Consider the following 24,297-nt stretch of genomic DNA (forward strand, 5'->3'; position numbering starts at 1 on the left):
CGTTCGTGTGCTTACGCTGCATGGTTCGCCGGACGGTCGGATTTGCCGGGTATGCGTCGAAATCAGGCGTCCGGACGGTCCGATCCTGCTGTTCTTCTTCCGGCACGACGATGGTACCTGGCACGTATTTCCGCCGGCAAAGGATCTGTGCAGAATGAGCTTCGAACCGCTCGCCAGTTGACGTGAACAAGGCCGCACAAAGGAGTTTATCGATGAACGCAGACAACCTGGGGACGCTGTCGGGCCACGAAACCAAATTGCGCGCGTGGCTGAGCGACTGGTACGACCACGCATTCGCGACCGGCTTCATCCAGCCGCCTTTCATACTCGACGACGCGACCGCTTTGAGGCTGGAAGGTTATTTCGACGTGGGCCTGACACCCGCGGAGGGCGTCAACGCGATCTTCGGCGTGGTGCATTGACGCAGCGGACGCGCCGGGGCATCCGCCGCGTCGATGCGTCGCTCACCCCGCGCGCGTTTTTTGCTGCCGGACGTCGCTGTCCAGTTCGGCGGCGTTGCCGTCTTCACCGCTTTCCTCGTCGATCCACCGCCAGGCCCATTCGAGCGCGTATTGCTGTGCCGTCTCGCAATTCTTGAAGCTCGGCCCGATCAGCCCTGAGCGCGCAACTCGCCGATCGTCGCGCACGATCTCGGTCCATCCGCGGAAACGGGCGTTCGCCAGCCGATCGGCGGCAATGTAGATGACGTAACCGCGCGGGTCGGATTCGGTTCGGCCTTTCGACGCGAGGCCCATCCATGGCGCCGCGACTCGATGAATGGCAGGGAGGTGTGTCACCGGCGCGCGGGGTTCGACGCGCTCGGGCATGGCATGCTCGGAGTTGGCGGGGTGCGGGAGATCGCGCGCAAGATCCTTGAAAATATCCGCCGTTTGGGACGACTGCCATGTCTCGCGCGATGTCTGCCACGACGCCTGGTCTCTCCAGAACACCCGCCGAAAACCTTCGTCTCGAGTCTGGCGGTCGATGCCGCGCGTCACGGCGTTGCGGCGTTCCAGTGTCAGTTGCGGACCGCACCGGAACTTGCGGCCGCTGCTCGAAAGGATCCGGTACATCTGCGCAAGGGCGCCGCTCGAACGCCACGCCTCGAAGCGGTGCCGGCACGTCGGCACCGACGGATAGTGGCTTGGCAACGTGGACCAGGGATCGCCGGTTGTGAGTACCCACAGCACGGCATTCGCCACCGCGCGAACCGCTGCGCGTGGCCGGCCGCGCTGCCGGTGTATAAGCGGGGGATCGGCCAGGACGGGCGCGAGCAGCAGCCACTCTTCGTCACTGATTTCGTTGAAATGCACGCTGTCCTCCCCCTACTCATTGCATTGCGCGGGCCCGGCTGTCGCCGTTCGCGCTACCAGCCGCTTGTCACCGACGTTGGCAGGGAGGAAAGGATCAGCAGATCGTCTACACAATCCGATAGCTCGCAGACTTCCTGAAAGGCGGCGTCGTTGGAATCGTGCAGATGTTGCCGTCTGAGCTCACGCAACGCGGTTCCGAGACGCCGGAGGGTGTCGGGGTCGCCGTTCGTCATCGGCCAGCCCTTTAGCAGATACGCTAGCGGTACGACGCTTCTGGTTTCGCACCACCGGTCGAAGAGGCGCAAGCACATCGCGTTGACGTGCTCGATCGAATTTTCTCTTTCAGACAGATACGGAACCATGGCAGCACTCGGACGAAGGACGATCGGCGTGCGTTCATCGTATGCGGCCAGTTTTCGCAGTGCTGTCAGGAGATCAAGAAAATGAGGGGGGCCGATGCTGAACTTCGGGTCAGGAAATCCTTAACCGGCTCGGTCTGCGTCTGCCGATGACCGGCTATATCGACGCAAAGAGCGGACGCGCCCGCACTACTGCAGTTTCCAGAGCATCGCCGATATCGTGCCTTCGTCCTGAAACACTGCGAGCACGTCGCTGATGCCCGAAATAGGAACGTTGTTCACCGTCAGTACGAACGCGATCCGGTGGCCGCTTTTCGCATCGATATAGCCGGCGAGGGATTGTCCTCTCAGGAACGGCAGCGATGGCGTGTTTGGGTTCTCCGTGACGTAAGTGCCGGTCTTCGCGTGCACCTGGCCTTTCGCCCCTGCAAGCGTCGCATCGGATTCGAAGGCGGTGATGGTGGCCAGCGATCCGTCCACGCCCAGCACCGGCAACGCGTCGAAAAAGGGCGAAAAGACCTGCGTCGTGCTCATGCCTCTGAGCATGGCGATGACCGCCGTGCCGCTCGCCGTCGAGTCGCCGCCGCCACTGCCGTCGATGAAGTGGTACTCGCTCGACGGTATCTTGAACGTGTTCGAGAGTTGGACCTGTTCCGCCGCTAGCGCGCCGGTCAGCGTCGTCGAACCGTCGCGTGCGAGACCGAACAGCATGAGGCTGGTGTCGGCACCGATGTTATAGCTGACCTTCATGACGTATCTGACGTATTGCTCATACGGTTGCGAAATGAGTTGCGCAACCTGCGTCGCGCTCGAATACGAGCCTCGCACGGGCAGCAACTGAACCGGATTGGCGGCGACGGGCGTCGCCGAAACCGTGACACCCGCGCGCGCCAGCGCTTCGATGAACACGGTGCGAGCGTAATTGGAAGGCTGGGTCACGCGGAACGTGCGGATCAGCGGGTAGGCGTTCGTCAGTGGCGGCGTGAAACCCGCCGGCACGTTGCCGGTTATGTTGCCGATACAACCTGGTGAGCCGATGCACAACGGCAGTTCCGGTGCGAGTTCAATGTCCAGTTGCGAGGCCGCGCTGCCCGTCGCTAGCGTGGATTGCACGCTGAACGCGGCTGTTTTGGGCCGCCAGTCGAACGGAGCGGCCGAGCCTTCGGCGCTCTGGTTCAGGGTGACGTCGACCACATCGTCATTGACGAAGATCGGCCGCACGTCGAATTCGCCGCGAAAGTCGAAGGGCTCGAAAAGCCGGTCGTCGATCACGACATCGCCATTGATCGTTTTGATGCCCGCCGCCGCCACCTGCGCCGCGAGGGAATTGAAGCCGGCGAGCGGATCGGGCGTGGCGAGTATGGCGTTGCCCAGCGAGTTGGCCTCGTTGTGATCGAAGTTCGTGATGGCGATCGTGCCGTCCGGGTTGGCTCGGCCGCCCATCGTCAGGTCGCCGCTTGCCAGCAGGATCAGATTGCCGGTGAGGGTGCCGCCCGCATCGAGCGTGCCCTGCCGGTAGACCGGCGTGACGAACTGGTGCCGCGCGCCCAGTTGATTCAGTGCTGAGCCGACCGAAAAGAGCTTGCGCACTGAGCCGATCAACATCTGGGCGCTGGAATTCAGGTCGTAGATCACGTGGCCCGAGTCAAGATCGACCACCTGCATCGACCAGGTCGCGTTCTTGTAGACCGGTTTTTGCATCACCTGCATGATCGAATCGGGAACCGTCGGACTCGAACTGAGCGAATCGCCGCACGACACCAGCAGAGCGGCGCCCGCGATTGCGGCCCACCGCTTCCACTGTCGATCCATTGTCGGGCTCATGGCATGTCTCCGGCGTTGGCTGGACTTGACCGCACTTGACTGTTCGTTAAGCGGCTCGACTCGCAGCGTATTCGGGTTCGGCGCTTGCGAGCGGGGCGCGGCTATTCGATAAGCTCCAGGAGCAAAGCCGGCGGGTCGCCGGTTCGGGTATTAATGCGTCGCCGACCGCATCGCCCGATATTCGCGCCGCACGATATCCATCAGTTCTTCCACCGACGTGCTGGCTGCCTCGCGCTGATAAGTCACCCGTCCGCGTTGCATGAGCATCACACGGTCCGCGATGTCGAGCGTCTGCGCGTAGTTGTGCATGATCATGACGATAGACAGGCCGCCTTTCGCCTTGAGCCGAAGGATCAGGTCGATGATGAGTCCCGCCTCGCGGGCGCCCATCGCGGCCAGCGGTTCGTCGAGCAACAGAATCTTTGCGTTCGAATTGACTGCGCGTGCGACCGCGATAGCTTGCCGCTGGCCGCCCGAAAGCTGCTCGACCGGCAGATCGACCGAGGGCACGTGCACGCCGATTTCTTCAAGACACTCCGCGGCGCGCTCGCGCATGGCGCGATTGTCCAACAGCCGAAATGGCCCTCGGCGGATGATCTCCCGATTCAGGAACATGTTGTGATAGATGCTCAGAGAATTGGCGAGCGCCAGATCCTGATACACACATTCAATGCCGAGTGAACGGGCGTGATCGACCGAGCGCAGCAGCGTTTCCTCGCCGCCGACAAAAAGCTTGCCGCTCGTCTGCTGATGAAAGCCTGTCAGAATCTTGATCAGTGTCGATTTGCCCGCGCCGTTGTCGCCGAGCACGCCAAGAATCTCGCCCTGTTTCAGCGTGAGCGAAACGCCATCGAGCGCGGTGACCGCGCCGAAACGTTTGACGATGTCTTCGCCGCGCAGCGCCTCCAGCACTTCGGACATTACAACTCCCCCTTGCGCGCGAGACGAACCACGTGGATGTTGAAGATCATGGCGCCGAGAATCGCCGCGCCGAGAATCATGTTGAAGGTGAAGGCGTTGATGCCGATCAGCGTGAAGCCGTCGTTGAGAATGCCGAGCACCGCCGCGCCGATCAGTCCGCCGATGATCGTGCCCGATCCGCCGGCGAGGGGCGTGCCGCCGATCACGGCAGCGGCGACGGCGAGAAACATGATCTGGTTGCCGCCTGCTTGCGGATCGATCGACGTGATGCGGAACCCCTCCAGGATCCCGGTCAGTCCGGCGAGCAGCGCCGCAAGAATGAAGTTGCCGAGCTTCAGGCGTCTGACCTGGATCCCCGCCTCGCTCGCGCCTAGCGGATTCGCGCCCGACGCGATCGTGTGCAAACCCCAGCGGGTGTGGCGCAGCAGCACGTGCATGAAGGCCGCAATGGCGAGCGTCCAGATGATTTCGCTGTAGCCCCATTCGCCCATGAATGCCGCGAACGCTGAATTTTCCGGTGGCGAAACCGGCGTGCCTCGCGAGATGGTCAGCGTGAGGCCGTTCACGAAGAACAAGGTGCCGAGCGTCGTCACGAACGATGGGATGCGCAGGTACACCGTCACCGCGCCATTGATCAGCCCGACGATGGCCGCGGCCACCAGGCCGGTGAGCATGCCGAGCCACGGCGGCAAGCCCGCCTCGATGGCGAAATGCATGATGAAAGGCGCAAACGCGAAGACCATCCCGGCAGAGAGATCGATCTCTCCGCCGATCATCAGCATGATTTCGCCAAAGGCAATGATCGCCACTGGCGCGATGAATTGCGAGAGATTCTGCAGACTCGCGCCGGTCAGCAGAAAGTCATGATTGACTGTCTCGAAGTAGATGCAGAGGATGAGCGCCACCGCGAAGATGCGGATCTCGCTGGAACGCCCGAGCGCGCCGGACCAGCGCCTCGGACGTTTGGCGGCTTGCTGGGCGTCCGTCACGGAAGACGTCACCCTTTGATCGCACCCGTGCGTGGCACGATCTGGGGTTTCGTGCTCTTGCCTTCATAGCGCGTCGATGTGTTCAGGTACGGATCGACCGTGCCCTTGGTGACGAACTTCAGGCCCGTGTTGACGTTGGCCGGCCCGACGAGGCCGCCGGAGGCGAGGAAGGTAAACGCCTCGACCACGGTATAGAAACCTTGCACGTACGGCTGCTGGTCGATGGTGAAGTCGAGGAAGCCGTCGTGAATCAGATCGACCGTGCGCGGCAGCAGATCGAAGCCGCCGCCGTGCACGCCCTTGGACGGCAGGTTGGATTCCTTCATGACTTCGGCGACGCCCTGGGTGCTTCCCGCGTCCACCGCGAACATGCCTTTGAGATCCTGGTGGCCGAGAAAGAAGGATTTGATCTTCGAGAGTTCTTCGTTGACGGTCGCGCCGGTGGCGATGGTCTGCACGTCGATCTTCTTGCCCGATTTCTTGATTGCAGCCGCCGCGCCATCGAGCCGGGGCTGAATGTTGAGTTGGCCGGGGGTGGCGATAAAGAGCGCGACGAGGCCGCTGTCGATGAGGCTCACGATCCGCTCGCCCATCTGATAGCCGGACAGATAAAGATCCTGGCCGATGTACGCAAGGCGCGGATTGGTGGAACCCGAAGGCGCGTCGGCGTTATAGGCGAACACGGGAATGCCGGCGTCGAGCGCGGCCTGGATGGGTTTGTCGAACGCCTTGGGGTCGACGATCGGTACTGCGATCGCATCGGCTTTCGCGGCAATCGCCGCGTTGACCGCATTCACCATTTCGCCGATGTCGGCATTGGCCGAGCCGGTCCATTGATAGTCCATGCCGAGCAAGGCAGTCGCGTCCTGAATGCCGTATTGCGTGGGCACGAAGAAGGGATTCGTCGTGACATGGTTGACGAACACGATCTTCCAACGTTTGTGTGCCGGAAACGAGCCGCCTTCCGCCGCCTGGGCCGACGAGATCATTCCACTCATGCCGCCCATTCCACCCATTAGCGCCAGTGCCGCGGTCAGGCCTGCGCCCTGCAGCAATCCACGACGCGTCCCCTGTACTTCGTCCTTGTCTTCCTTCGATTGCGCCATCTCAGTCTCCCGTCTCTCAGTTGTAGAACGTTTCACTGGTTGTAACGGCGCAAGCAGAAAAAACTCCGGCAAGACAGGTGCCGGAGCTGGGCATCGCTCCTTTCGGAAAGCCCACGTGCACGCGCGTACGCATGACTACCCCACGAAAATGCTATATCACGCACTTTTGGCTACTAATCGATGTATACCCTTAACTCGTTTGAATATGAATGACTGGCGTGCAACGCGCGGCTTTTTTTGTGCACGATACACCGATTTAATAGTATTACTACCGAGTTGATGCCTGAAAGAAGACGGATGAGAAGAACGGGAAGCGTTCGCTCCATACTGCCCGACGGTTCAGGGTTGCTGCAGACCAATTATTGGGATTCGCGACGCATATCGCGCTTTTCTGAAAGCTTGCAGAACGCATGAAGTGCGGCGTACCGGAAGTCGCCGGGTTCGCGGTCGAATTCCCGATGTTTTCCAAAAGCGGGTCGCACTTGCGTCCCGCAACGACGTTCTCGCTGACCCGCCTGGTCGATGACAAACACGGTTACTTCGTATGCGAATATTATATATTTCGCATGCGAATATGTTGATGGACTCAAATGTGCCCTGCGTGCCTACGGATCACTGGCAGCAACGAAACGGCTCATGCGGGACACCGAGCGGCTGACAGTCCAGATGGATCGAGAAAGTCACATTCATGGGGCGGCTTGCCGCCGTGGAGGCAAAAGAAGCATTCCTGGCGTTTGCTCAGAAACGCCGGCCGGACTTCACCAGGATTCCACGCTGATGGGAGCGGCGAACACTGCCGGGCAACACGGCGACACGCTGCTGCCGCCGTCCTCAGGTGTCGCCTTACGCCGTTTCCTCGTCGACATCGGGGAACTTGTCCTGCAAACTCGTCAGCCAGCGCGCAACCACGTCGATCTCGGCCTCCGTAAATCCTTCCGTCAGCCTGACATTCAGCTCAGCGAGGCCCGACTTCGATCGCTTGAGTGCGGTGCGTCCTGCCGCCGTTAGCCAAAGTCGCGATGCGCGCCCATCGAGTTCGTCCGAATGGCGTTCCAGGAGACCGGCCCGCTCCGCTCTGTCGACCAGCCCGCTCATTCCCGGTGCCTTGAGATCGAGCGCCGCAGCCGCCTCGCTCGTGAGTGCACCGTCGTTTTTCCCGAGAAAGAAAAGCAGCCCCGCCTGCGCCGCAGTGACTCCACCTGCGGCGGTCCGAGTTTGCGACCACCGATGCAGGCGCTTTTGGCCCACGTTGAGCAGATACACGAGCCGATGATCCATGTTTCAACCTCACCTGTTGCGCTCCGGCGGACGGCGCTTTTGTTGCTGTAATTTAGTTCGTGCGCGAACTTTTATCCTAGCATGAGTCCTATCGGACGACGGGCGACAGTTAATCCTGACGCCGAGCGCGTCAGCGGCCGCCGGCTGCTTCCGGCTGTTCTACGTTTTGTCGCGCGGCGCAGTTTCGCCGGTGGTGGCAAGTGCAACGAGCATCTGCCAAAATCTCCGGAACAAGATTAAGAATGGAGGCAGCTTGCGCACCGTCGAATACCGCTTTTCCACCATCTGGCGCATCGATGCGCCAGTGCAGGAAGTGTGGGCGGCAATCCAGGACTCGGCGCGCTGGCCCGAATGGTGGCATAACGTCGAGCGCGTGGACCAACTGGAGGCGGGTTCGGATCAAGGCGTGGGCGTCGTTCAACGCTACACGTGGAAAGGCCGGTTGCCCTACCGCCTCGTGTTCGATATGCGGGTGACGCGCGTCGACCCGTTGGTCGCGCTGGAGGGGGAGGCCAGTGGCGACGTCGAAGGCGCAGGCCGGTGGAGCTTTTCGACCGACGGGCGCAACCTGACCGTGGTCCGCTATGACTGGTGCGTGCACACGAAACGCGCGTGGATGAATGCGTTGGCGCCGTTGCTGCGACCGGTTTTCCAATGGAATCACGACGTGGTGATGCGCGAAGGCGGCGCGGCGCTAGCGCGGCGGCTTGACGCGCGGCTCCTTGAGATCGAGCAGGGATAAAACTCGACCCGGGCAGGGCAGGGTTCAATCAGTGCATTTGCGAATCCGCAAGTTGTACGATGCAGTCTGCCGTTCAAGAGCCGCACGCGCAATCGCAGCCGCGGTTCTTCCCGGGTCACACGTTGCGAACATGGCTGCGGCGGCGGTTGGAGAAGAGAGTACTTAAGCTGCGGGCGTCGGGAATCGCTGCGGCCGCGACAGGTTCGCCGGCAATGGGAGAAACCATGTTCGACAATGCGCTGCGAATCGAAAGCGGACCAACCTGGCATCAGTTCCACGTCTACACCGACAGCGAGCTTGTCGCGATACTGCTCGTCGTGGCGCTGCTGGTCGCGATTTTGCTGGCCAGCACGATCTGCTACTACGTGACGCGTACGATCATGCTGTTGATCGTCAGCCGCCTCGCGCGCCAGGAACGGCACAAGTGGCTGCGAGCCGCCGAGCGCCACAAGGTCTTTCATCGGCTCGCGCCGCTCGTGCCCGCCGCCATCGTCTACGCGGCCGGCCCGCTGCTTTCCGGCATCACGTTCCCGATGATCGCGGCACTCGGGCATCCGCTGTCGGTGCTGGCGGCCTGCTACATGGTGTACACGCTGCTGCGCGCCGCGCTGGCGTTCCTCGACAGCGTCAGCGAGCGCTACAGCCACTTCCCGTCCTCGAGCGAGCGGCCGATCAAGAGCTTCCTGCAGATCGCCACCATCGTGTTCTACGTGATCGCGCTGATCGCCGTGATTTCGGTGTTGCTCGAGCGTTCGCCCGCTTACTTCCTAACGGGCCTCAGCGCGATGACGGCGCTCCTCATCATCATCTTCCGGGAGACGCTGCTCGGCTTCGTCGCCAGCATCCAGCTCGCCGCCTACGACATGCTGCGGGTGGGCGACTGGATCGAAGTGCCCGGCTTCGTCGCCGACGGCACGGTGATCGACATTGCGCTGAACACGATCAAGGTGCGGAACTTCGACAACTCGATCGTCATGGTGCCGAGCTACGTTTTGCTGACGAACGGTGTGAAGAACTGGCGTGGCATGACCGAGTCCGGCTGCAGGCGCGTCAAGCATTCGATTCATTTCGACGCCGACACGGTCCGCTTTCCCGACGAGGCGCTGCTCGCCCGGCTGCACAGCGATATCGACCCGCCGCTCGCGGCATTCGCGCCCGGCGGCGGGCAGCGCCGCACGAACCTCGGGCTGTATCGCCTCTATCTGGGTGCGCATTTTCGCGCTCATCCGGCGATCCGCCACGACATGCCCGTTGTGATTCGCCAGGTGCAGTCCAGCCAGCCCGTTGTCGCGCTGGAGATTTTTCTCTACGTCGACGAAACCAGCTGGGAACCGTACGAAAACCTGCAATCGGACATGCTGGACCACGCTTATGGGCTCGTGCCACTGTTCGGCCTGCGCTGCTGGCAGCAGGAACGCCGGGCATCCCGGCAGCCCTAGCTGGCACTCGTTCTGCCCGGCATCTACACTTATTCCATAGCTTGGCTGATGATGCCAACGACTGCACTGAACGGGCGACGCAGGTATGCCCGCGCCTCTCCACTGATAAGAATAATCGACAGCGATCCCGCTTGGACAGGAGACACCGACATGAACGGCTATCAGGTCACTTTCTTTACTCAACAGGATCGCCGCCATCGCGGCAAGCCGCTGGCCGACTGGCTCGTCCATCTTGCGGGCGAACTTGGCCTGCGCGGCGCGACCGTGATACCAGGCTGCGAAGGAATCGGCCACCATCACCGCATTCACTCCACACATTTCTTCGAGCTGGCGGACCAGCCTTTGTCCGTCGTGATGGCGGTGACGAGCGACGAAGCCGACCGGTTATTCGACCGGCTGCGCGCCGATGGCGTGCATCTGTTCTACGTGAAGACGGCCGTCGAGTTCGGCGTTATCGGCGATGACAGCGGCAACGCTACGAAGTCCTAGCCTACGATTTCGTGCTCACACTGCGTGAGGTTCGACGTGCCCAACTCGTCGCCAACCGGCAAGCGTCGGCCAGGCGCCGCGTTCAGTAAGCGTCCATACGCGCCGCAAAACCGCCGGCCTCCTTCGCTTTTGCTTCGGGCTCGCCGAGATAGGGACGGTCTGGGCGAATCCAGTGCGCCGCGATTGGCCCGAGCCCGGAACTCGCCGCGACGCTCAAGCTCGCGCGCGGCGCACGGCTTGCCACCGCCGACAATCTTCGGCTGCATGATGACGTGCCTGTCATGCTCGATCGTTTGTGGTTTCGGCTCGACGTGTTCCCGACGCTCGGAAGCCGAGATGTTCAAGGCACGGCGCGTTCCATTTACGGCTTTTACCAGGAACATTTTGGAATCTCAGTCGTGCGCGTGGTGGAAGATCTGGGCGGCGCAGCCGCCGACGAAGAAGTGGCGCGCGCGCTGAATATCGAAGTCGGCGCGCCGGTGCTGCGCATCGAACGCACGGCCTTCACGTTCAAAGACCAGCCGGTCGAGTTTCGCGTGCGCTTTGTCGATTCGAGCCGTTGTTCTTATCGGTACGTGCGCGGCTTGCAGGATTGAGCCGCGTGCGGCCGCCGCGACGTCTGCCTCGCGCATGAAAACGCTGCGCTTCATCAAACTCGGTCCCGTGCGTCTGGCGCCAAGCACGGGACCGGCGCGGCATATCGCTTATTTGCCGAAGTACGGGGTGCAGAAGCTGGCCGGACCGATACAGGTCGATTGCATCGCCGTATGCGCCGGTCCGCCGGACGACGTGCCGTTCGCCGGCACACCGCCGTAGCTCTGCGTTTGCTCATGCGTGGATTGCGCGGCGACTTTTGCTTCGGCGGCCTGGATGTCGGCCGGATAGCTGGCGTCGTCGGAACGCGCCGGGCTGTAGCCGGCCCGCTCCAACTGCACGAGATCGCTGCGGACCTCGGCGCGTGTCACCGGCCCGTTGGATTGCGCGAAGCTGAGCACCGGCGCGGACAGGGCGGCGGCAGCGAGGGCGAGGCAAACAATAGTTTTCTTCATGATTCAGACTCCGAAATAAATACGAGGGTTGATCGAGGGAAATTCGTTGAATAGCAGCAGCTCATTCGATGCTACTGGTATTGCGCGGGTCTTTCTTCTCTGAGCGTCTGGAAACCATATTGCGCTTGCGCACCTGACGCGATCCCCACCGGTTCATTACGAAATTGAAATGTTGGGCCTGCCCCCTTCAGGGGTCGGGTGCGCAAAGCGGTCGGCGGCGCAGGCGTTGCCTCATGCATTAATGCATGGCAAGCGTGCGTATTTGTAAGTTTTCAGACCTGTTTGCATGGGTCACTATTCGCTCCATCTGCTTTTCCTTTCACCGGTATTTGCAAGGAACGTTGACCATGACAATGCAAGCCCTCGTTCTCTCCCAGTACAACGGATCGCTGGAACTCACCACCGTGGCTCGCCCTGAACCGTCGCCCGGCCAGGTGCGGGTGCGTATCGCGGCGGCCGGTCTCAATCCGCTCGACACGAAAATCCGCGCAGGCGGCGCCGCTCATGCAAAACATCCGCTGCCGCTGGTGCTCGGCATCGACATGGCCGGCGTGGTCGAGGCGGTGGGTGCGGGCGTGACGCGTTTCAAAGCGGGCGATGAGGTCTACGGCATGACAGGCGGTGTCGGCGGCATTCAAGGTTCGCTCGCGCAATATGCCGCGGTCGACGCGGATCTGCTCGCGCTGAAGCCCGCCAATCTGTCGATGCGCGAAGCCGCCTCTTTGCCGCTCGTGTTCATCACCGCCTACATGGGACTCGTGGATCGCGCGAAGCTTCAGGCCGGGCAGCCCGTGCTCGTGCAAGGAGGCGCGGGTGGCGTGGGCCACGTTTCGGTGCAACTCGCGCGGGCGCTGGGAGCACGGGTGTTCGCGACGGCGAGCGCACGCGATCAGGACGAACTCATGCGCCTCGGCGCCACGCCGATCGATTACGCCGCGCAGAACGTCGAGCAATATGTCGCGCGGCATACGGGCGGGGCGGGATTCGAGGTGGTTGCCGACACGGTGGGCGGCGCGACGCTCGATGCATCGTTCGCGGCGGTCAAGCATTTCGGCCATGTCGTCAGCGCGCTCGGTTGGGGCACCCACGCACTCGCACCGCTGTCGTTTCGCGAGGCGACGTACTCGGGCGTATTCACCCTGCATGCGCTGCTGAGCGGCGGGAACCGGGCGCATCACGGCGAGATGCTGCGCGAGGCGACGCGCCTTGTCGAAGCGGGTCAATTGACGCCGCGACTCGATCCGCGCCGCTTCGATCTTCGCTCGGCGGAACAAGGGTACGACGCAATCACCGATCGCAGCGCGCGGGGCAAGATCGTCGTCGATATCGAGTGACGCTGGCCGCGCGGGGCGGCAATCGTGAGTGAATTCAGCGGCGGCCAGACGTCAATTACGTGTTGGCGAGTTTGTCGACGACAACGTCGATCAACGCCCGCAACCGCCCCAGCCGCCGAAGGTCGCGATGGTAGCCGAGCCACACTTCGCGGCCCGGCGGCGTTTCGCCGAGGTCGATGCGCCGCAGTCCCGGCGTGTTGTCGCCAAGCGCGCACGGCAGCACCGCGAAGCCGCCGCCCTCGGCACACATGCGCGCCTGGACGCCGCGATTGTTGCTGGCGTACGCGACTCGCGCATTCGGCAGCATGCGGCGAATCCATGTCACGTCGGGCAAGGCCTCGAAGGCGCTGTCCATCGTAATGAGCGATTGCCCCGCGCCATCGCCGGCCTGCGGCGCCACCAGATCGGCGTGCCCGTACAGCGCGTAGTTCAGATCCATGACCTTTCGCTGGATCACGTCGGGTTCGTCGAACGGCGTGATGCGAAACACGAGATCCGCTTCACGGCGTGAAAGACTGTAGCGTCGCGAATCGGTGATTAACTCGATCGAGAGCTGCGGATGCCGTGAGAGAAACCCGGCGAACACGGGGGTGAGCACATGAATGCCGAACCAGTCCGAGGACGACACGCGCAGCGACCCCGTCAACTGCTGCGTGGTCCCCGCGAGCGAACGTGTGAACGCGAGCGCTTCTTCCTCCATTCGCTCCGCGAAACTTAACACCGCGGTGCCTTCGTCGGTCAGTACGAAGCCGTCGGCGGTACGCTGGAACAGGGCCTGGCCGACCGCGCTTTCGAGCGCACGCAGCCGGCGACCCATGGTGGGCTGGGTTTGTCCCAGTTGACGCGCGGCGGCGCCGAGTGTGCCGCAACGGGCGATCGCGAGAAACACGCGGACATCGCCCCAATCCATTGTCATTTCGTTCATAGCAGGATGTGCTCGTGCGACAGGCGGCCTTATCGTACCGAACTTCGCGGTTTGGCGTCGGGCCGAAGCCGAGGACTGCGTCCGCGACCATCAATATGCTGACATTCCTGGCTTATCGGACATCAATGTCCGCGATCGTGCGGACGCGTCTGGACAGTCTCAACGCTCTCAAGGCCTTTTCCCGCGCCGCGTAGTTGTGCAGTTTTTTCACGGATGCCGGCCAGCAATTCGGCTTGTCTTCAGCCGCGGTTGGTAAAGCGGTGACACGGCTCGAGAAAATCGACGAATTGACCTTGGGCGTAGCCGGTTCGAACTGCTATCTTGAGTGAGTGTCGCCGGCACTGTCGGCGAGCGAGCGCCGCGTATGCGCTGGAAATTCTGCTCAGAGGTGCATGATGGTCGAAGTTACCTGGCTTGTCGTGGCTGACGGAGGTCGCGCGCGTGTTTTCCAGACGCCTGGGCTTAAGCTCGACTTGCAGGAGGTCGAAGTTCTCGTCAACGACGAATACACCGGTACGGCGCTGACTGAGAAAGACCGCGAGAAATTTGCAAAGCGGGTTGCCGCCTATCTGGAAGAAGGGCGGCTCCGTCAACTCTACAATCGGCTGCGGCTCGCCATGGAGGCGAAATTCCTCGGCATGGTGCGTTCGAATCTGAGCGAGGAAGCGCGTCGAATGATATTCGAGCAGATCAGCGAAGATCTGGTGTCGCTCAGTAAACAGGAAATCGAGGCGCGTCTGCGTAAGTAGAGAGCGGCTGCGCAAAGATTTCACTGAGCCTGCAAGCGTGTTGCAGGGCCGGCTTTGCAGCGTTCAGGTTTGCCGCGTTCAGGAACTGATGTCTGGCCCGTGCGATTTTTCCTCTGCATCGCGGAACCAGTCTTCCGCGCGAGACCGGGCGCTGACCCAGGAGTGCGGTTGCGGCGTCTCGAACTCACGATCGATGAACCGGCGGCCCCATTCGACCGCGTCTCTGATCGCTTCTTCTTTGGTCAGCCACTCGGGCTGAACGGTCATCGGGCGAATATCGACCACTTTACCCGCGCTATTTTTCAGGCTCACGCTCGCGATCCAGGCGCCGAACTTATTGGTCTCGGGGCGCACGACCATCTCGAACTCACCGTATAACACAGTGGATGCTGGCATCGTTTTCTCCTTAGCCTGCGTGTCGTTGCTAGCGCCATCATGCCGTAATCCCGGTAGCATGACCATGGTGGTCGCAAGCTGGCGCGCACGAAACCTCGCACTCGTATGAAGAAATCGTACGTTTAACTCACTTCTGCCAGGGGAGTCGCTATGGCACAAGAATTTTCATATAGACGTTTTCAGTTCTCCGCGACGATCTCGCCTCTGCAAACAAATCGGGGGATCGTTACGGTCGATGTCACGACCTCGGACGCCGAGCGCATCGCCGACCTCGGCACGCAGCGTTTCCTGCACGTGGAAAGATGGGTGGAAAGAAACGAGCCTGCTTTTCTTCAGGTTGTGATCGACGAATGCAAGGTTACCGTCGACCATTACGCGGACAACGTCGACGACAGTTGACGGCGCTGTCCCAACGTTCAGCGGGCCAATCATACAGAGGGAGAACACTATGTCGAACCAACAGAGCGGCTTGAGTGACGAGTTCATCGCGCAGCAGCGCAAGCGCCTGGAGGCGCTGCGCCGGGAATTGCTGGGCGGCGAAGCAGAAACGATCGCAGACGATCGAACGGCTCGGGAGGAGCACGGCGACGAGGCCGAGGAGTACGAGGACGCGGCGCAGGGAATGGCGCAGAATGAAATCAATCAGTCGCTGCACGACGTGAACGACCAGCGCATTGCGGATATTGGGCGGGCGCTGCAGAAAATCGACGACGGCACTTACGGCCTCTCCGACGAAAGCGGCCAGCCAATCCCGAAAGAGCGGCTCGAGGTCATGCCAGAAGCGATTCTCACCGTGGCGGAGCAGAGCCGCCGCGAGGCCCGCAAGTAGTGACGACCAGACGAATTAGAGCGCGTCGTCTCGCCGCACGATAGCGTCGGCATGTCGGCCCATGCGCCCCATCGGAAAAACCAATGTCCCCTTACTCACAATCCACTCATAGAATTCAAGGGCGGCTTATTTAGGTTCGTTATGCCAATCATGCGGCGACCAGACGCGTAGTGAGAGAGCGCAAGCGCATGCCGGTTGACGCAAGCCGCTCGTGCATCGCTATCTGTTCGAAAGCGACGCCCATTTTGAACGCTGAACAGCGGAGCATCGGCCTCGCGCATAACCATAACGAAAGGCCGGCGACAGGTTCCGAGCGTTCTCCCTTCACTTGAACGCATCCTAAAATTTTTAACAACATCGGATGCCTTAACTCAGAAAGGTGATTTTACGATGCCCGCCCTTTGCGAAATCTGTAACGCCCGTCCCGCCGTCGCCCGTGTGACCGTTGTGCAGAACGGCGAGCGGAAAACTTTATCGATTTGCGATTACGACTACCGTCAATTAATGCGCCACCAGAGCATGGCGAACCCGTTCGACTCGCTATTGGGAGGCGGTGGTCTGTCACGCTTCTTCGGCGGGATGGGCGGCGCGCACGAGGAAGACGACGATAACGAGAGTCTCTCCGCGGAGGTGCCGCGCGAATCGGTCGACGCAACCGACGCCTTCAGCGAACAGACGCTCGAGTTGTTGCAGCGTGCGGCAGAGAAAGCGCACGAACTCCAGCGAAGCGAGCTTGACACCGAACATCTGCTGTATGTACTGGCGGACAACGATGTCGGCACTGCGCTGCTCAAGGAACTCAAGCTCTCGCCGCAGGACATCAAGGCTTATATCGATCAGCACGCGCAGAAGGGCACCGCGAATCCCGATGCGTCGATCGAGAAAATGACCATCTCGCCGCGCCTGAAGAAAGTGTTCCAGTACGGGTTTCAGGCATCGCGCGATCTGGGTCATTCGTATGTCGGCCCGGAACATCTGCTGATCGGACTTGCGGCGGTGCCGGACAGTATCGCGGGCACGCTGCTGAAGAAGTATGGTGTGACACCGGAAGGGCTGCGGCAGAAAGTGGTGAAGGTGGTCGGCAAAGGCGCCGAGGACGGCCGCGTCGATGCACCGACCGGCACGCCCACACTCGACAAGTTCGGGCGTGACCTCACGGCGCTCGCGCGCCAGGGCAAGCTCGACCCGGTGCTGGGCCGCGCGCAGGAAATCGAAAGCACGATCGAGGTGCTCGCGCGGCGCAGGAAGAACAATCCGGTGTTGATCGGCGAGCCCGGCGTCGGCAAGACCGCCATTGTCGAAGGTCTGGCGCAGCGCATCGTCAACGACGAGGTCCCCGAAAATCTGCGCGGCAAGCGGCTCGTCGAGGTCAATATCAATTCGATGGTGGCCGGTGCGAAGTATCGCGGCGAGTTCGAGGAACGCGCAAAAACGCTGATCGACGAAGTGACGGCAAAGAAAGACGAACTGGTTCTGTTCATCGACGAGTTGCACATGATCGTGGGCGCCGGCCAGGGCGGCGGCGAGGGCGGTCTCGACATCGCGAACGTGCTCAAACCGGCGCTGGCTCGCGGCGAACTCAGTCTGATCGGCGCGACGACGCTCAACGAATACCAGAAGTACATTGAAAAAGACGCCGCGCTGGAGCGGCGCTTTCAGCCGGTGCTGGTGCCCGAGCCGACCGTCGAGCAGACCATCGTCATCCTGCGCGGTCTGCGCGACAAGCTCGAGGCGCATCATCAGGTGACCTTCGCGGACGATGCGTTTGTCGCGGCCGCTGAAATGTCGGACCGTTACATCACGTCGCGCTTTCTGCCCGACAAAGCCATCGACCTGATCGACCAGGCCGCCGCGCGCGTACGGATCGGTGCGACTTCGCGTCCGGCGGACATCCAGGAACTCGAAGCCGAGATGTCTCAACTCAAGCGCGAGCAGGATTACGCGTCCTCGCGAAAGCGCTATGACGAGGCGAAGAAGTTCGAGGAACGTATCGGCGAAAAGCAGACGACACTCGATGAGCAGATGGAGGCATGGCAGCGCAAGACCGGTTCGGAAACGCTTGAAGTCACCGTGGCGGCCATCGCCGAAGTGGTGTCGCGTCAAACCGGCATTCCGGTCACGGACCTGACACAGGAAGAGCGCCAGAAGCTGCTGGACATGGAAAACAAACTGCGTGAGCGCGTGGTCGGTCAGGACGACGCGGTGCTTGCCGTGAGCGACGCCGTGCGCCTGTCGCGTGCCGGACTCGGCCAGGCAAACCGGCCTATCGCGACTTTCCTCTTCCTCGGACCGACCGGCGTCGGCAAGACCGAACTCGCGAAGGCGCTGGCCGAAACGGTGTTCGGCGATGAACAGTCGGTCATTCGTATCGACATGTCCGAGTATATGGAGCGTCACGCGGTGGCACGCCTGATCGGCGCGCCGCCGGGGTATGTCGGCTATGACGAGGGTGGCCAGCTGACGGAGCGGGTCCGGCGGCGGCCGTATAGCGTGATTCTGCTCGACGAGATCGAGAAGGCACACGCGGACGTGAGCAATGTATTGCTCCAGGTGTTCGACGACGGCCGTCTGACTGACGGCAAGGGCCGCGTGGTGGACTTCAGCAATACGATCATCATCGCGACCAGCAATCTCGGCGCACATATCATCATGGATAACCTCGAGAAGCCCGAGGCGGACCAGCTGCCGGAAAAGGAGCTTCGCGAGGAGTTGATGGATGTGCTCAAGGGCCACTTCCGTCCGGAGTTTCTGAACCGCATCGACGAGGTGATCGTCTTTCACGGACTTTCTCGCGAGAATATCCGCTCGATCGTGCGGATCCAGCTCGAGCGGGTCACGCGCACCGCGGCGGCCCAGGACATCACACTCAAGATCGACGAGTCGGTTGTCGACCATCTGGCCGAGGCCGGCTACCGGCCGGAGTTCGGCGCCCGCGAGCTGAAGCGCCAGATTCGCCAGGAACTGGAAACGCGGCTTGCCAAGGAGATTCTCGGCGGCAAACTGAAATCGGGCGACAATGTCGAGGTCAGCTATGACAAGGACAGCGGCGAAGTGAAGTTCGTTCGCGGCGAGGCGACGCCGCCCAAGGCGAAACGCGCTAATAGCCGGACAAAGAAGAAGTCGTCCGACGAAGTCGGCAGCACGGAGTCCACGGAGGGCGCCAGTTCCTGACGGCGTGGCGTGGGCAACGGGCAAGGACACGCAGCGAGCGTGTCGGCGGTGTGGCGGGTATTATCCGGAAGCGGACCTGATGATGCCTCCCGAACTCTTCTACCAGGAAAGAGACGGGAGGCGCGCGGTTCGCCGGCTGAGTGATGTCTCTCAGCTTCGCGAGGCGTTCATCTTTGCGCAAGTGCCGGTACAACCTGGAGCCGCCGTTCAATCATGGAAATCTTCGATGCCTTCCACCTCGCCAGGCTTCAGTTCGCATTCACGGTTTCATTTCACATCATTTTCCCCGCAATCAGCATAGGCATGGCCAGCTTCCTCGCCGTGCTGGAAGGGCGTTGGTTGCTGACCGGCGACGCGGTCTACAAGGACATGTTTCTATTCTGGTCGAAGATCTTTGCGGTCGGCTTCGGCATGGGCGTGGTCTCGGGCGTGGTGATGGCCTACGAGTTCGGCACCAACTGGAGTGGCTTTTCCACCATTGCCGGCAACATCACAGGACCGCTCCTGACTTATGAAGTGTTGACGGCGTTCTTTCTCGAGGCGGGTTTTCTGGGTGTCATGCTGTTCGGCTGGCAGCGTGTGAGTCCGCGCGCGCACTTCTTCGCCACGCTGATGGTGGCGCTCGGCACGTTGATGTCCACCTTCTGGATTCTCGCGTCGAATAGCTTTATGCAAACGCCGCAAGGATTCGCCATGATGAACGGCCGGATTGTACCGGTCGACTGGCTGAAGGTGATTTTCAATCCGTCGTTCCCCTACCGGCTCGCGCATATGACCATCGCCGCGTTCATTGTGGCCGGCTTTATCGTCGCGGCGTGCGGGGCGTGGCACCTGTTGCATGGCCGGCGCGACGGACCCGTCAAGCGCAGCTTTTCGATGGCGTTGTGGATTCTGCTTTTGCTTACGCCGGTGCAGATTTTTGTCGGCGATGCGCACGGCCTCAATACGCGCCAATATCAGCCGGCCAAAATCGCCGCAATTGAAGGCCTGTGGGAAACCGAGAAAGGCGGCACGGCGCTCAATCTGGTCGGTTTTCCCGACATGAATGCGGAAGTGACGCGCTATGCGCTGCAAATCCCGCATTTGGGCAGTCTCATTCTGACCCATAGCTGGGATGGAGAAATCCGCGGGCTCAAGACGTTTCCCGCCAGAGACCGCCCGTATTCGCCAATCATCTTCTGGACCTTCCGGATCATGGCGGGCCTCGGCATGCTGATGCTGTTGGCCGCTTTGCTCGGGTTGCTGCTCAGGGTGCGAGGCCGGCTCTATGAGACGCGCTGGTATCAGATTTTCGTGCTGTGCATGGGGCCGTCGGGAATCGTCGCGCTGTTGGCCGGGTGGGTGACGACGGAAGTCGGCCGCCAACCCTGGACGGTCTATGGTGTTCTGCGAACCGAAGACTCACTCTCGCCGATCAGTGCCCAGCAAGCGGGCGTGTCATTGCTGATCTTCGTGCTGGTGTACTTCCTGGTATTCGGTATGGGGGTCTACTACATGCTCAAGATGATGAAGCGCGGACCAGAGGAACAGGTCGACGCCCGTCGGTCCGTTAAACATCCGGTGTTGCGCAATCGTCCGCTGGACGCACTGGAACGGGAGTGAGGCCATGCAAATCGATCTTCCGGTCGTGTGGGCTGCGATCATCGGCCTCGGCGTTTTCATCTACGTGATGCTGGACGGCTTCGATCTCGGCATCGGCCTGCTGTTTCCGTTTTTCGAGGAGAAAGGCGATCGGCAAGTCATGCTCAACACCATCGCGCCGGTCTGGGACGGCAACGAAACGTTCCTCGTGCTCGGCGGCGCGGGGCTATACGGGGCGTTCCCGGTCGTCTATTCGACGCTGCTGCCGGCAAACTATCTGCCGCTGATTCTGATGGTCGTGGGGCTGATCTTTCGCGGCGCGGCCTTTGAATTGCGCGCGAAGGCCACGCGGACCCAGCATGCGTGGGATCTCGCCTTCATTGCCGGGTCGGCTCTCGCGGGCCTTTGCCAGGGCATCGTGCTGGGGTCGCTGCTGCAAGGCATCAAGATCGTCGATGACCGTTTCGCCGGCGACCCGTTCGACTGGCTGTCGCCGTTCAGCCTGTTCTGCGGCATCGGCGTGCTCTTCACCTATGCGACGCTCGGCTGCGGCTGGCTAATCCTCAAGACCGAAGGCGAACTGCAGCACAAGATGCGCGAGGTGATGCGGCCGCTGCTGGCCGTGCTGCTGGGGATCATCTTCGTGGTGAGTCTGTGGACCGTGATCGGATTGCCGGCGGTCGAGCATCGCTGGTTCGGAAGCGGCTATCTCGGCTGGTTCATGCCGGTGCCGATTCTTGTTCTGGCCTGCGTGTGGGGCATTTTTCGATCGCTTCGCCTGCAGCATGAAGCGATGCCGTTCCTGCTCACGCTTGCGCTGTGCTTTCTCGGATACAGCGGCTTGCTGATCAGCATCTGGCCGAACATCGTGCCGCCTTCGCTGACGATCTGGGAAGCCTCGTCGAGTCATTCGAGCCAGCTCTTCACGCTGGTCGGCACGGTGATCGTGCTGCCGGTCATCCTCGTCTACAACGCCATGCAGTACCGCGTGTTCCGCGGCAAGGTGCGGGAAGGGGATGCCGGCTACCACTGACACCGGCGCCGCCGGTCGCGGATGAAACGGCCCTTGCGTGCCTGAGCCCGCAAGAACCCGCGCTTATTCAGCGAGCGTCAGCGACACGGAGGCTTCGCTCGTCAACATCAGGAATGTCAGCGTTTCGCGCAGATAGAGGCGCACGACCGATTCGGTGTGGCTGAGATAGCCGATCGACAGGTCTTCACCGAGGTGCAACTCGAAGTCGCCGCCTCGCGTGGAGAGCACGCTTCCGCCGCTCAGCGCGGGCGCCCAGACGATGTCGCCGTTCACGATCCGCTTGATGTGCTCGATCACCGGATAGCCCTGGTCGCGTGCCTCGCTGAGCGCCGTGTAGGCGTCGGCGCCGAGCAGCACGGAATAAGGCCCGTCCACGCCGGCGAGCCGCAACGCCTCCAGTGCATTGCCGATCGCGTGCGGATAATCGCCGATGTCGGCGGACAGCGCGAGCGGCGCGTTCGACGAGCCTTCGCGAATCCCGCCGATTCCCGCTGCCTCGTATCCGTCGAAGATCGCGCGATCTTCCGCATAGGCGAGTTCTTTCGCTGCGTCTTTCGCGGGTTGCCAGTCGGCGTCGTTCGCGCCGCGCAGCACGCTGTCGATCGCCTCGCGCTGCAACTCGAACGGCACGGTGAACTCGACCACGCGCTTGACCTCCGCGAGCCTGGCCACGACGCCTTGTTGAGGCGCGGCAATCGCGGTCTGATGCCCCGTGCCGATACCGGACAGCTCGGTTCCACCCGGACCCTTGACGTCGACCACGCGACGGCCCGCTACGCTGCGTTTGAAGGTGCGCGCCACTTCGTTTTCAATCTGCGACCAGGCGGCACTGGAAATGGGGGCGAGCTCGCGATGCAGGTTATTCATGTTGGGAGATTCCCTTGAGAGAGCCAATATTCAGCGAGCCGTCGTGGCGCGGCTCGGCGGTCGAAGAGGGTTCGGGTTGTGTTTCGATGGCGGCCGTGACGCTCGGCGGGTCGCGGTCCGCGAGTTCTTCGAGCAAGGTGGCCGACGGCACGAAGAACAGGCCTCCGGTGACGGCGCGGCTATAGTCGAGCAGCCGGTCGTAGTTGCCCGGCGGCCGCCCGATGAACATGTTCTCCAGCATCTGCTCGATCGGCGCGGGCGATCGTGCGTAGCCGATAAAGTAGGTGCCGAATTCGGCCGCGCCCAGGCGGCCGAATGGCATGTTGTCGCGCAAGATCTTCACTTCCTTGCCGTTCTCGGTGATCGTGGTCAGCGAGCTGTGCGACGAAGACGGTTTGACCGCTGCGTCGAGTTCGACGTCGGACAATTTCTTGCGGCCGATAATGCGCTCCTGAGTCTCGACCGAAAGCGCATTCCATCCGTCCATGTCGTGCAGGTACTTTTGCACGAGGACATAGCTGCCGCCTTCGAACCCGGGGTCTTCGGTGATCAGCGTGTATTCATCGGCGGCGCGGCCTGTCGGGTTCTCGGTGCCGTCGACGAAACCCACCATGTCGCGCATATCGAAGTAGCGAAATCCGTGAACTTCATCGACCACGGTGACCGCGTCGCCGAGCGCGCCGAGCAACTGCGTGGCGAGTTCGAAACAGAGATCCATGTGATCGGCGCGGATGTGCAGCAGGAAATCGCCCGGTGTCCCCAACGCGCGACGCTCGCCCTCGCCGATGTCGCGGAATGGATGCAGGAGGGCGGGCCGCGGCGCGCCAAACAGCCTGTCCCACGCGTCGGAGCCGAACGAGCAGACGCACGACAGATTGCCGGCCGGCACACGCTTGCCGACCGCGCGCACGAGGGCGGCAATGTCGCCGCACCATTCGCGCACCTTGGCCTCCTGATCACGGTCGTTCGCGACGGTCGCGACAATGAAGATCGCGCTGCGGGAGACTTCATTACAGATTGCTTGCGGTTCCGGGATTTCGTTGGGCATCGGCTTGATTGTTTAGAGACCGTTACGGGTTCCTACAGCAGTAGAACCCACGTCGTTGCGCCTGCGTGTTTCATGCCGGAGGCGGGCGCGAGTTTCGTTTGAATGATTGAAGCAGGTTAGCTGTTGCGGTCACCGCGACGCCGCACGCATGCATGCCGCTTTGGCTTGTCGCAGGAAGGGCGCAACATGCGTGACATGGTTGACGTCCATCACGCTCACAGATGTTATACCGGGCAGATAATTTGTGGGTACTGGGTGCCAGTTTCGGGACGCGCTATGGCGCGGCGGATTGGCAAAAAACGGCCGCATTCATTCGCATGCAAATGGAGGGCGGGCTGACGTTGAATGCCGTGAAGCCGCCCGGAATGATTCGGTCTACCATGGCGACTTGCACCCTCAGGAGCAGCAGATCATGACCTCAGGTACCGATGAAGCGGTGGCGCGAGAAGCGGTTGAAGGATTCTATCGAGCGTTCGAGCAGAAAAGCGTCGAGTTATTGGCGAAGGTTGTCACCCCTGACTGGCAGTACATCCCGGAGCCTCGCGGCGCCGCCCCCGGGCCCGGTCAAATGGTTCAGGTGTTCCACGACATAGCGACCGCGCTGCCGGACTTGAAAGTCGAAATTCTCGATTTGCTGGTGCATGGCAACCGGATAGGGGTTCGCGCGGAGATCAGCGGCACGCAAACGGGCAAGCTGCTCGGCATCGACGCGAGTTCGAAGCATGTGAAATTCGCGATTCATTCTTTCCATCAGATGCGCGGAAATCTGATCGAGAAAACCTGGCACCTCGAAGATTGGCTATCGCTATTTCGACAGCTTGGCCAGTTGCCAAAAATGCTCGACCGGCATTGAGG

The 24,297-nt window shown here is 61.7% G+C and carries 25 protein-coding genes; 13 read left to right on the top strand and 12 right to left on the bottom strand.

Going from position 1 to position 24,297, the window contains the following annotated elements:
- Window positions 1-212: 212 nt before the first annotated feature.
- The gene (locus B0G82_RS29330; RefSeq protein WP_116147581.1) at window positions 213-422 is read left to right on the top strand and encodes a hypothetical protein; all 210 of its coding nucleotides are present in this window, start codon (window positions 213-215) and stop codon (window positions 420-422) included.
- 42 nt (window positions 423-464) lie between these two features.
- Here B0G82_RS29330 and B0G82_RS29335 read toward each other — a convergent pair whose 3' ends face one another.
- From B0G82_RS29335 to B0G82_RS29370, 7 genes are all read right to left on the bottom strand, one after another.
- Entirely contained in the window at window positions 465-1,313 is an 849-nt protein-coding gene (locus B0G82_RS29335; RefSeq protein ID WP_241974874.1) for a transposase, read from the bottom strand.
- Window positions 1,314-1,366: 53 nt separating this feature from the next.
- Entirely contained in the window at window positions 1,367-1,675 is a 309-nt protein-coding gene (locus B0G82_RS29340) for a hypothetical protein (RefSeq protein ID WP_116147582.1), read from the bottom strand.
- A 186-nt stretch (window positions 1,676-1,861) separates the two neighbouring features.
- Window positions 1,862-3,496, bottom strand: a complete 1,635-nt coding sequence (locus tag B0G82_RS29345) for a D-alanyl-D-alanine carboxypeptidase (RefSeq protein WP_121309905.1) — start codon at window positions 3,494-3,496, stop codon at window positions 1,862-1,864.
- A 150-nt stretch (window positions 3,497-3,646) separates the two neighbouring features.
- Window positions 3,647-4,417 (bottom strand): ATP-binding cassette domain-containing protein, encoded by a 771-nt coding sequence (locus B0G82_RS29350; RefSeq protein ID WP_106283167.1) that lies wholly within the window; start codon window positions 4,415-4,417, stop codon window positions 3,647-3,649.
- Window positions 4,417-5,406 (bottom strand): ABC transporter permease, encoded by a 990-nt coding sequence (locus tag B0G82_RS29355; protein ID WP_241974875.1) that lies wholly within the window; start codon window positions 5,404-5,406, stop codon window positions 4,417-4,419. Before B0G82_RS29355 ends, B0G82_RS29350 begins: the two co-directional genes overlap by 1 nt.
- Window positions 5,407-5,414: 8 nt before the next feature.
- A complete protein-coding gene (locus B0G82_RS29360) occupies window positions 5,415-6,512 on the bottom strand; it encodes a sugar ABC transporter substrate-binding protein (RefSeq protein WP_116147584.1) in 1,098 nt (365 codons plus the stop codon).
- Window positions 6,513-7,355: 843 nt separating this feature from the next.
- On the bottom strand, window positions 7,356-7,790 hold the full coding sequence (locus B0G82_RS29370; RefSeq protein WP_116122153.1) for a MarR family winged helix-turn-helix transcriptional regulator: 435 nt from the start codon (window positions 7,788-7,790) through the stop codon (window positions 7,356-7,358).
- 253 nt (window positions 7,791-8,043) lie between these two features.
- Between B0G82_RS29370 and B0G82_RS29375 the strand changes: the two genes are divergently transcribed.
- The 4 genes from B0G82_RS29375 (at window position 8,044) to B0G82_RS29390 (ending at window position 11,056) form a co-directional block, all read left to right on the top strand.
- Entirely contained in the window at window positions 8,044-8,532 is a 489-nt protein-coding gene (locus tag B0G82_RS29375) for an SRPBCC family protein (RefSeq protein ID WP_121309906.1), read from the top strand.
- A gap of 224 nt (window positions 8,533-8,756) precedes the next feature.
- Window positions 8,757-9,971, top strand: coding sequence for a mechanosensitive ion channel domain-containing protein (locus B0G82_RS29380; RefSeq protein WP_121309907.1), 1,215 nt, complete (start codon window positions 8,757-8,759; stop codon window positions 9,969-9,971).
- Between the two features lie 150 nt (window positions 9,972-10,121).
- Window positions 10,122-10,460, top strand: a complete 339-nt coding sequence (locus tag B0G82_RS29385; protein WP_116147587.1) for a DUF190 domain-containing protein — start codon at window positions 10,122-10,124, stop codon at window positions 10,458-10,460.
- A 182-nt stretch (window positions 10,461-10,642) separates the two neighbouring features.
- Window positions 10,643-11,056 carry a UTRA domain-containing protein gene (locus B0G82_RS29390; protein ID WP_241975026.1) on the top strand — a complete coding sequence of 138 codons (414 nt, stop codon included), beginning with the start codon at window positions 10,643-10,645 and terminating at the stop codon, window positions 11,054-11,056.
- A gap of 108 nt (window positions 11,057-11,164) precedes the next feature.
- On the opposite strand, the gene B0G82_RS29395 is transcribed toward B0G82_RS29390, so the two are convergent.
- The gene (locus B0G82_RS29395; RefSeq protein ID WP_116147588.1) at window positions 11,165-11,509 is read right to left on the bottom strand and encodes a DUF4148 domain-containing protein; all 345 of its coding nucleotides are present in this window, start codon (window positions 11,507-11,509) and stop codon (window positions 11,165-11,167) included.
- A 347-nt stretch (window positions 11,510-11,856) separates the two neighbouring features.
- On the opposite strand from B0G82_RS29395, the gene B0G82_RS29400 reads away from it, so the two are divergent.
- Window positions 11,857-12,843, top strand: coding sequence for a zinc-dependent alcohol dehydrogenase family protein (locus B0G82_RS29400; protein ID WP_121309908.1), 987 nt, complete (start codon window positions 11,857-11,859; stop codon window positions 12,841-12,843).
- Between the two features lie 55 nt (window positions 12,844-12,898).
- Here the strand turns inward: B0G82_RS29400 and B0G82_RS29405 are convergent, their stop codons facing one another.
- A complete protein-coding gene (locus tag B0G82_RS29405) occupies window positions 12,899-13,768 on the bottom strand; it encodes a LysR family transcriptional regulator (protein ID WP_121309909.1) in 870 nt (289 codons plus the stop codon).
- Window positions 13,769-14,160: 392 nt separating this feature from the next.
- On the opposite strand from B0G82_RS29405, the gene B0G82_RS29410 reads away from it, so the two are divergent.
- Entirely contained in the window at window positions 14,161-14,517 is a 357-nt protein-coding gene (locus tag B0G82_RS29410) for a host attachment protein (protein WP_241974876.1), read from the top strand.
- A 78-nt stretch (window positions 14,518-14,595) separates the two neighbouring features.
- On the opposite strand, the gene B0G82_RS29415 is transcribed toward B0G82_RS29410, so the two are convergent.
- Entirely contained in the window at window positions 14,596-14,979 is a 384-nt protein-coding gene (locus B0G82_RS29415; RefSeq protein ID WP_241974877.1) for a DUF6566 family protein, read from the bottom strand.
- Between the two features lie 84 nt (window positions 14,980-15,063).
- On the opposite strand from B0G82_RS29415, the gene B0G82_RS29420 reads away from it, so the two are divergent.
- From B0G82_RS29420 to cydB, 5 genes are all read left to right on the top strand, one after another.
- Window positions 15,064-15,312: a hypothetical protein gene (locus B0G82_RS29420; RefSeq protein WP_121309910.1), complete on the top strand. Its 249-nt coding sequence runs from the start codon at window positions 15,064-15,066 to the stop codon at window positions 15,310-15,312.
- Window positions 15,313-15,361: 49 nt separating this feature from the next.
- Window positions 15,362-15,742: a TraR/DksA C4-type zinc finger protein gene (locus B0G82_RS29425; RefSeq protein ID WP_116122142.1), complete on the top strand. Its 381-nt coding sequence runs from the start codon at window positions 15,362-15,364 to the stop codon at window positions 15,740-15,742.
- A gap of 390 nt (window positions 15,743-16,132) precedes the next feature.
- Window positions 16,133-18,913, top strand: coding sequence for an ATP-dependent Clp protease ATP-binding subunit (locus B0G82_RS29430; RefSeq protein ID WP_121309911.1), 2,781 nt, complete (start codon window positions 16,133-16,135; stop codon window positions 18,911-18,913).
- A gap of 213 nt (window positions 18,914-19,126) precedes the next feature.
- Window positions 19,127-20,515 (top strand): cytochrome ubiquinol oxidase subunit I, encoded by a 1,389-nt coding sequence (locus B0G82_RS29435; RefSeq protein WP_121309912.1) that lies wholly within the window; start codon window positions 19,127-19,129, stop codon window positions 20,513-20,515.
- Between the two features lie 4 nt (window positions 20,516-20,519).
- Window positions 20,520-21,527 carry a cytochrome d ubiquinol oxidase subunit II gene (cydB, locus tag B0G82_RS29440; protein WP_116147594.1) on the top strand — a complete coding sequence of 336 codons (1,008 nt, stop codon included), beginning with the start codon at window positions 20,520-20,522 and terminating at the stop codon, window positions 21,525-21,527.
- Between the two features lie 63 nt (window positions 21,528-21,590).
- Here the strand turns inward: cydB and B0G82_RS29445 are convergent, their stop codons facing one another.
- Window positions 21,591-22,394 carry a family 1 encapsulin nanocompartment shell protein gene (locus tag B0G82_RS29445; RefSeq protein ID WP_121309913.1) on the bottom strand — a complete coding sequence of 268 codons (804 nt, stop codon included), beginning with the start codon at window positions 22,392-22,394 and terminating at the stop codon, window positions 21,591-21,593.
- A complete protein-coding gene (locus B0G82_RS29450) occupies window positions 22,387-23,442 on the bottom strand; it encodes a Dyp-type peroxidase (protein ID WP_121309914.1) in 1,056 nt (351 codons plus the stop codon). Before B0G82_RS29450 ends, B0G82_RS29445 begins: the two co-directional genes overlap by 8 nt.
- A 289-nt stretch (window positions 23,443-23,731) precedes the next feature.
- On the opposite strand from B0G82_RS29450, the gene B0G82_RS29460 reads away from it, so the two are divergent.
- Window positions 23,732-24,295 (top strand): ester cyclase, encoded by a 564-nt coding sequence (locus tag B0G82_RS29460; protein WP_241974878.1) that lies wholly within the window; start codon window positions 23,732-23,734, stop codon window positions 24,293-24,295.
- Window positions 24,296-24,297 lie beyond the last annotated feature (2 nt).

Source organism: Paraburkholderia sp. BL17N1 (genome assembly GCF_003634175.1).
In the GTDB taxonomy this organism is placed as follows: domain Bacteria; phylum Pseudomonadota; class Gammaproteobacteria; order Burkholderiales; family Burkholderiaceae; genus Paraburkholderia.

Coding starts and splice junctions, on each gene's coding strand:
- B0G82_RS29400 (WP_121309908.1), top strand. CDS start 11,857: ATGACAATGCAAGCCCTCGTTCTCTCCCAGTACAACGGATCGCTGGAA.
- B0G82_RS29435 (WP_121309912.1), top strand. CDS start 19,127: ATGGAAATCTTCGATGCCTTCCACCTCGCCAGGCTTCAGTTCGCATTC.
- B0G82_RS29380 (WP_121309907.1), top strand. CDS start 8,757: ATGTTCGACAATGCGCTGCGAATCGAAAGCGGACCAACCTGGCATCAG.
- B0G82_RS29420 (WP_121309910.1), top strand. CDS start 15,064: ATGGCACAAGAATTTTCATATAGACGTTTTCAGTTCTCCGCGACGATC.
- B0G82_RS29445 (WP_121309913.1), bottom strand. CDS start 22,394: ATGAATAACCTGCATCGCGAGCTCGCCCCCATTTCCAGTGCCGCCTGG.
- B0G82_RS29405 (WP_121309909.1), bottom strand. CDS start 13,768: ATGAACGAAATGACAATGGATTGGGGCGATGTCCGCGTGTTTCTCGCG.
- B0G82_RS29340 (WP_116147582.1), bottom strand. CDS start 1,675: ATGGTTCCGTATCTGTCTGAAAGAGAAAATTCGATCGAGCACGTCAAC.
- cydB (WP_116147594.1), top strand. CDS start 20,520: ATGCAAATCGATCTTCCGGTCGTGTGGGCTGCGATCATCGGCCTCGGC.
- B0G82_RS29345 (WP_121309905.1), bottom strand. CDS start 3,496: ATGAGCCCGACAATGGATCGACAGTGGAAGCGGTGGGCCGCAATCGCG.
- B0G82_RS29430 (WP_121309911.1), top strand. CDS start 16,133: ATGCCCGCCCTTTGCGAAATCTGTAACGCCCGTCCCGCCGTCGCCCGT.
- B0G82_RS29415 (WP_241974877.1), bottom strand. CDS start 14,979: ATGGTCATGCTACCGGGATTACGGCATGATGGCGCTAGCAACGACACG.
- B0G82_RS29425 (WP_116122142.1), top strand. CDS start 15,362: ATGTCGAACCAACAGAGCGGCTTGAGTGACGAGTTCATCGCGCAGCAG.
- B0G82_RS29360 (WP_116147584.1), bottom strand. CDS start 6,512: ATGGCGCAATCGAAGGAAGACAAGGACGAAGTACAGGGGACGCGTCGT.
- B0G82_RS29370 (WP_116122153.1), bottom strand. CDS start 7,790: ATGGATCATCGGCTCGTGTATCTGCTCAACGTGGGCCAAAAGCGCCTG.
- B0G82_RS29395 (WP_116147588.1), bottom strand. CDS start 11,509: ATGAAGAAAACTATTGTTTGCCTCGCCCTCGCTGCCGCCGCCCTGTCC.
- B0G82_RS29450 (WP_121309914.1), bottom strand. CDS start 23,442: ATGCCCAACGAAATCCCGGAACCGCAAGCAATCTGTAATGAAGTCTCC.
- B0G82_RS29350 (WP_106283167.1), bottom strand. CDS start 4,417: ATGTCCGAAGTGCTGGAGGCGCTGCGCGGCGAAGACATCGTCAAACGT.
- B0G82_RS29330 (WP_116147581.1), top strand. CDS start 213: ATGAACGCAGACAACCTGGGGACGCTGTCGGGCCACGAAACCAAATTG.
- B0G82_RS29410 (WP_241974876.1), top strand. CDS start 14,161: ATGATGGTCGAAGTTACCTGGCTTGTCGTGGCTGACGGAGGTCGCGCG.
- B0G82_RS29385 (WP_116147587.1), top strand. CDS start 10,122: ATGAACGGCTATCAGGTCACTTTCTTTACTCAACAGGATCGCCGCCAT.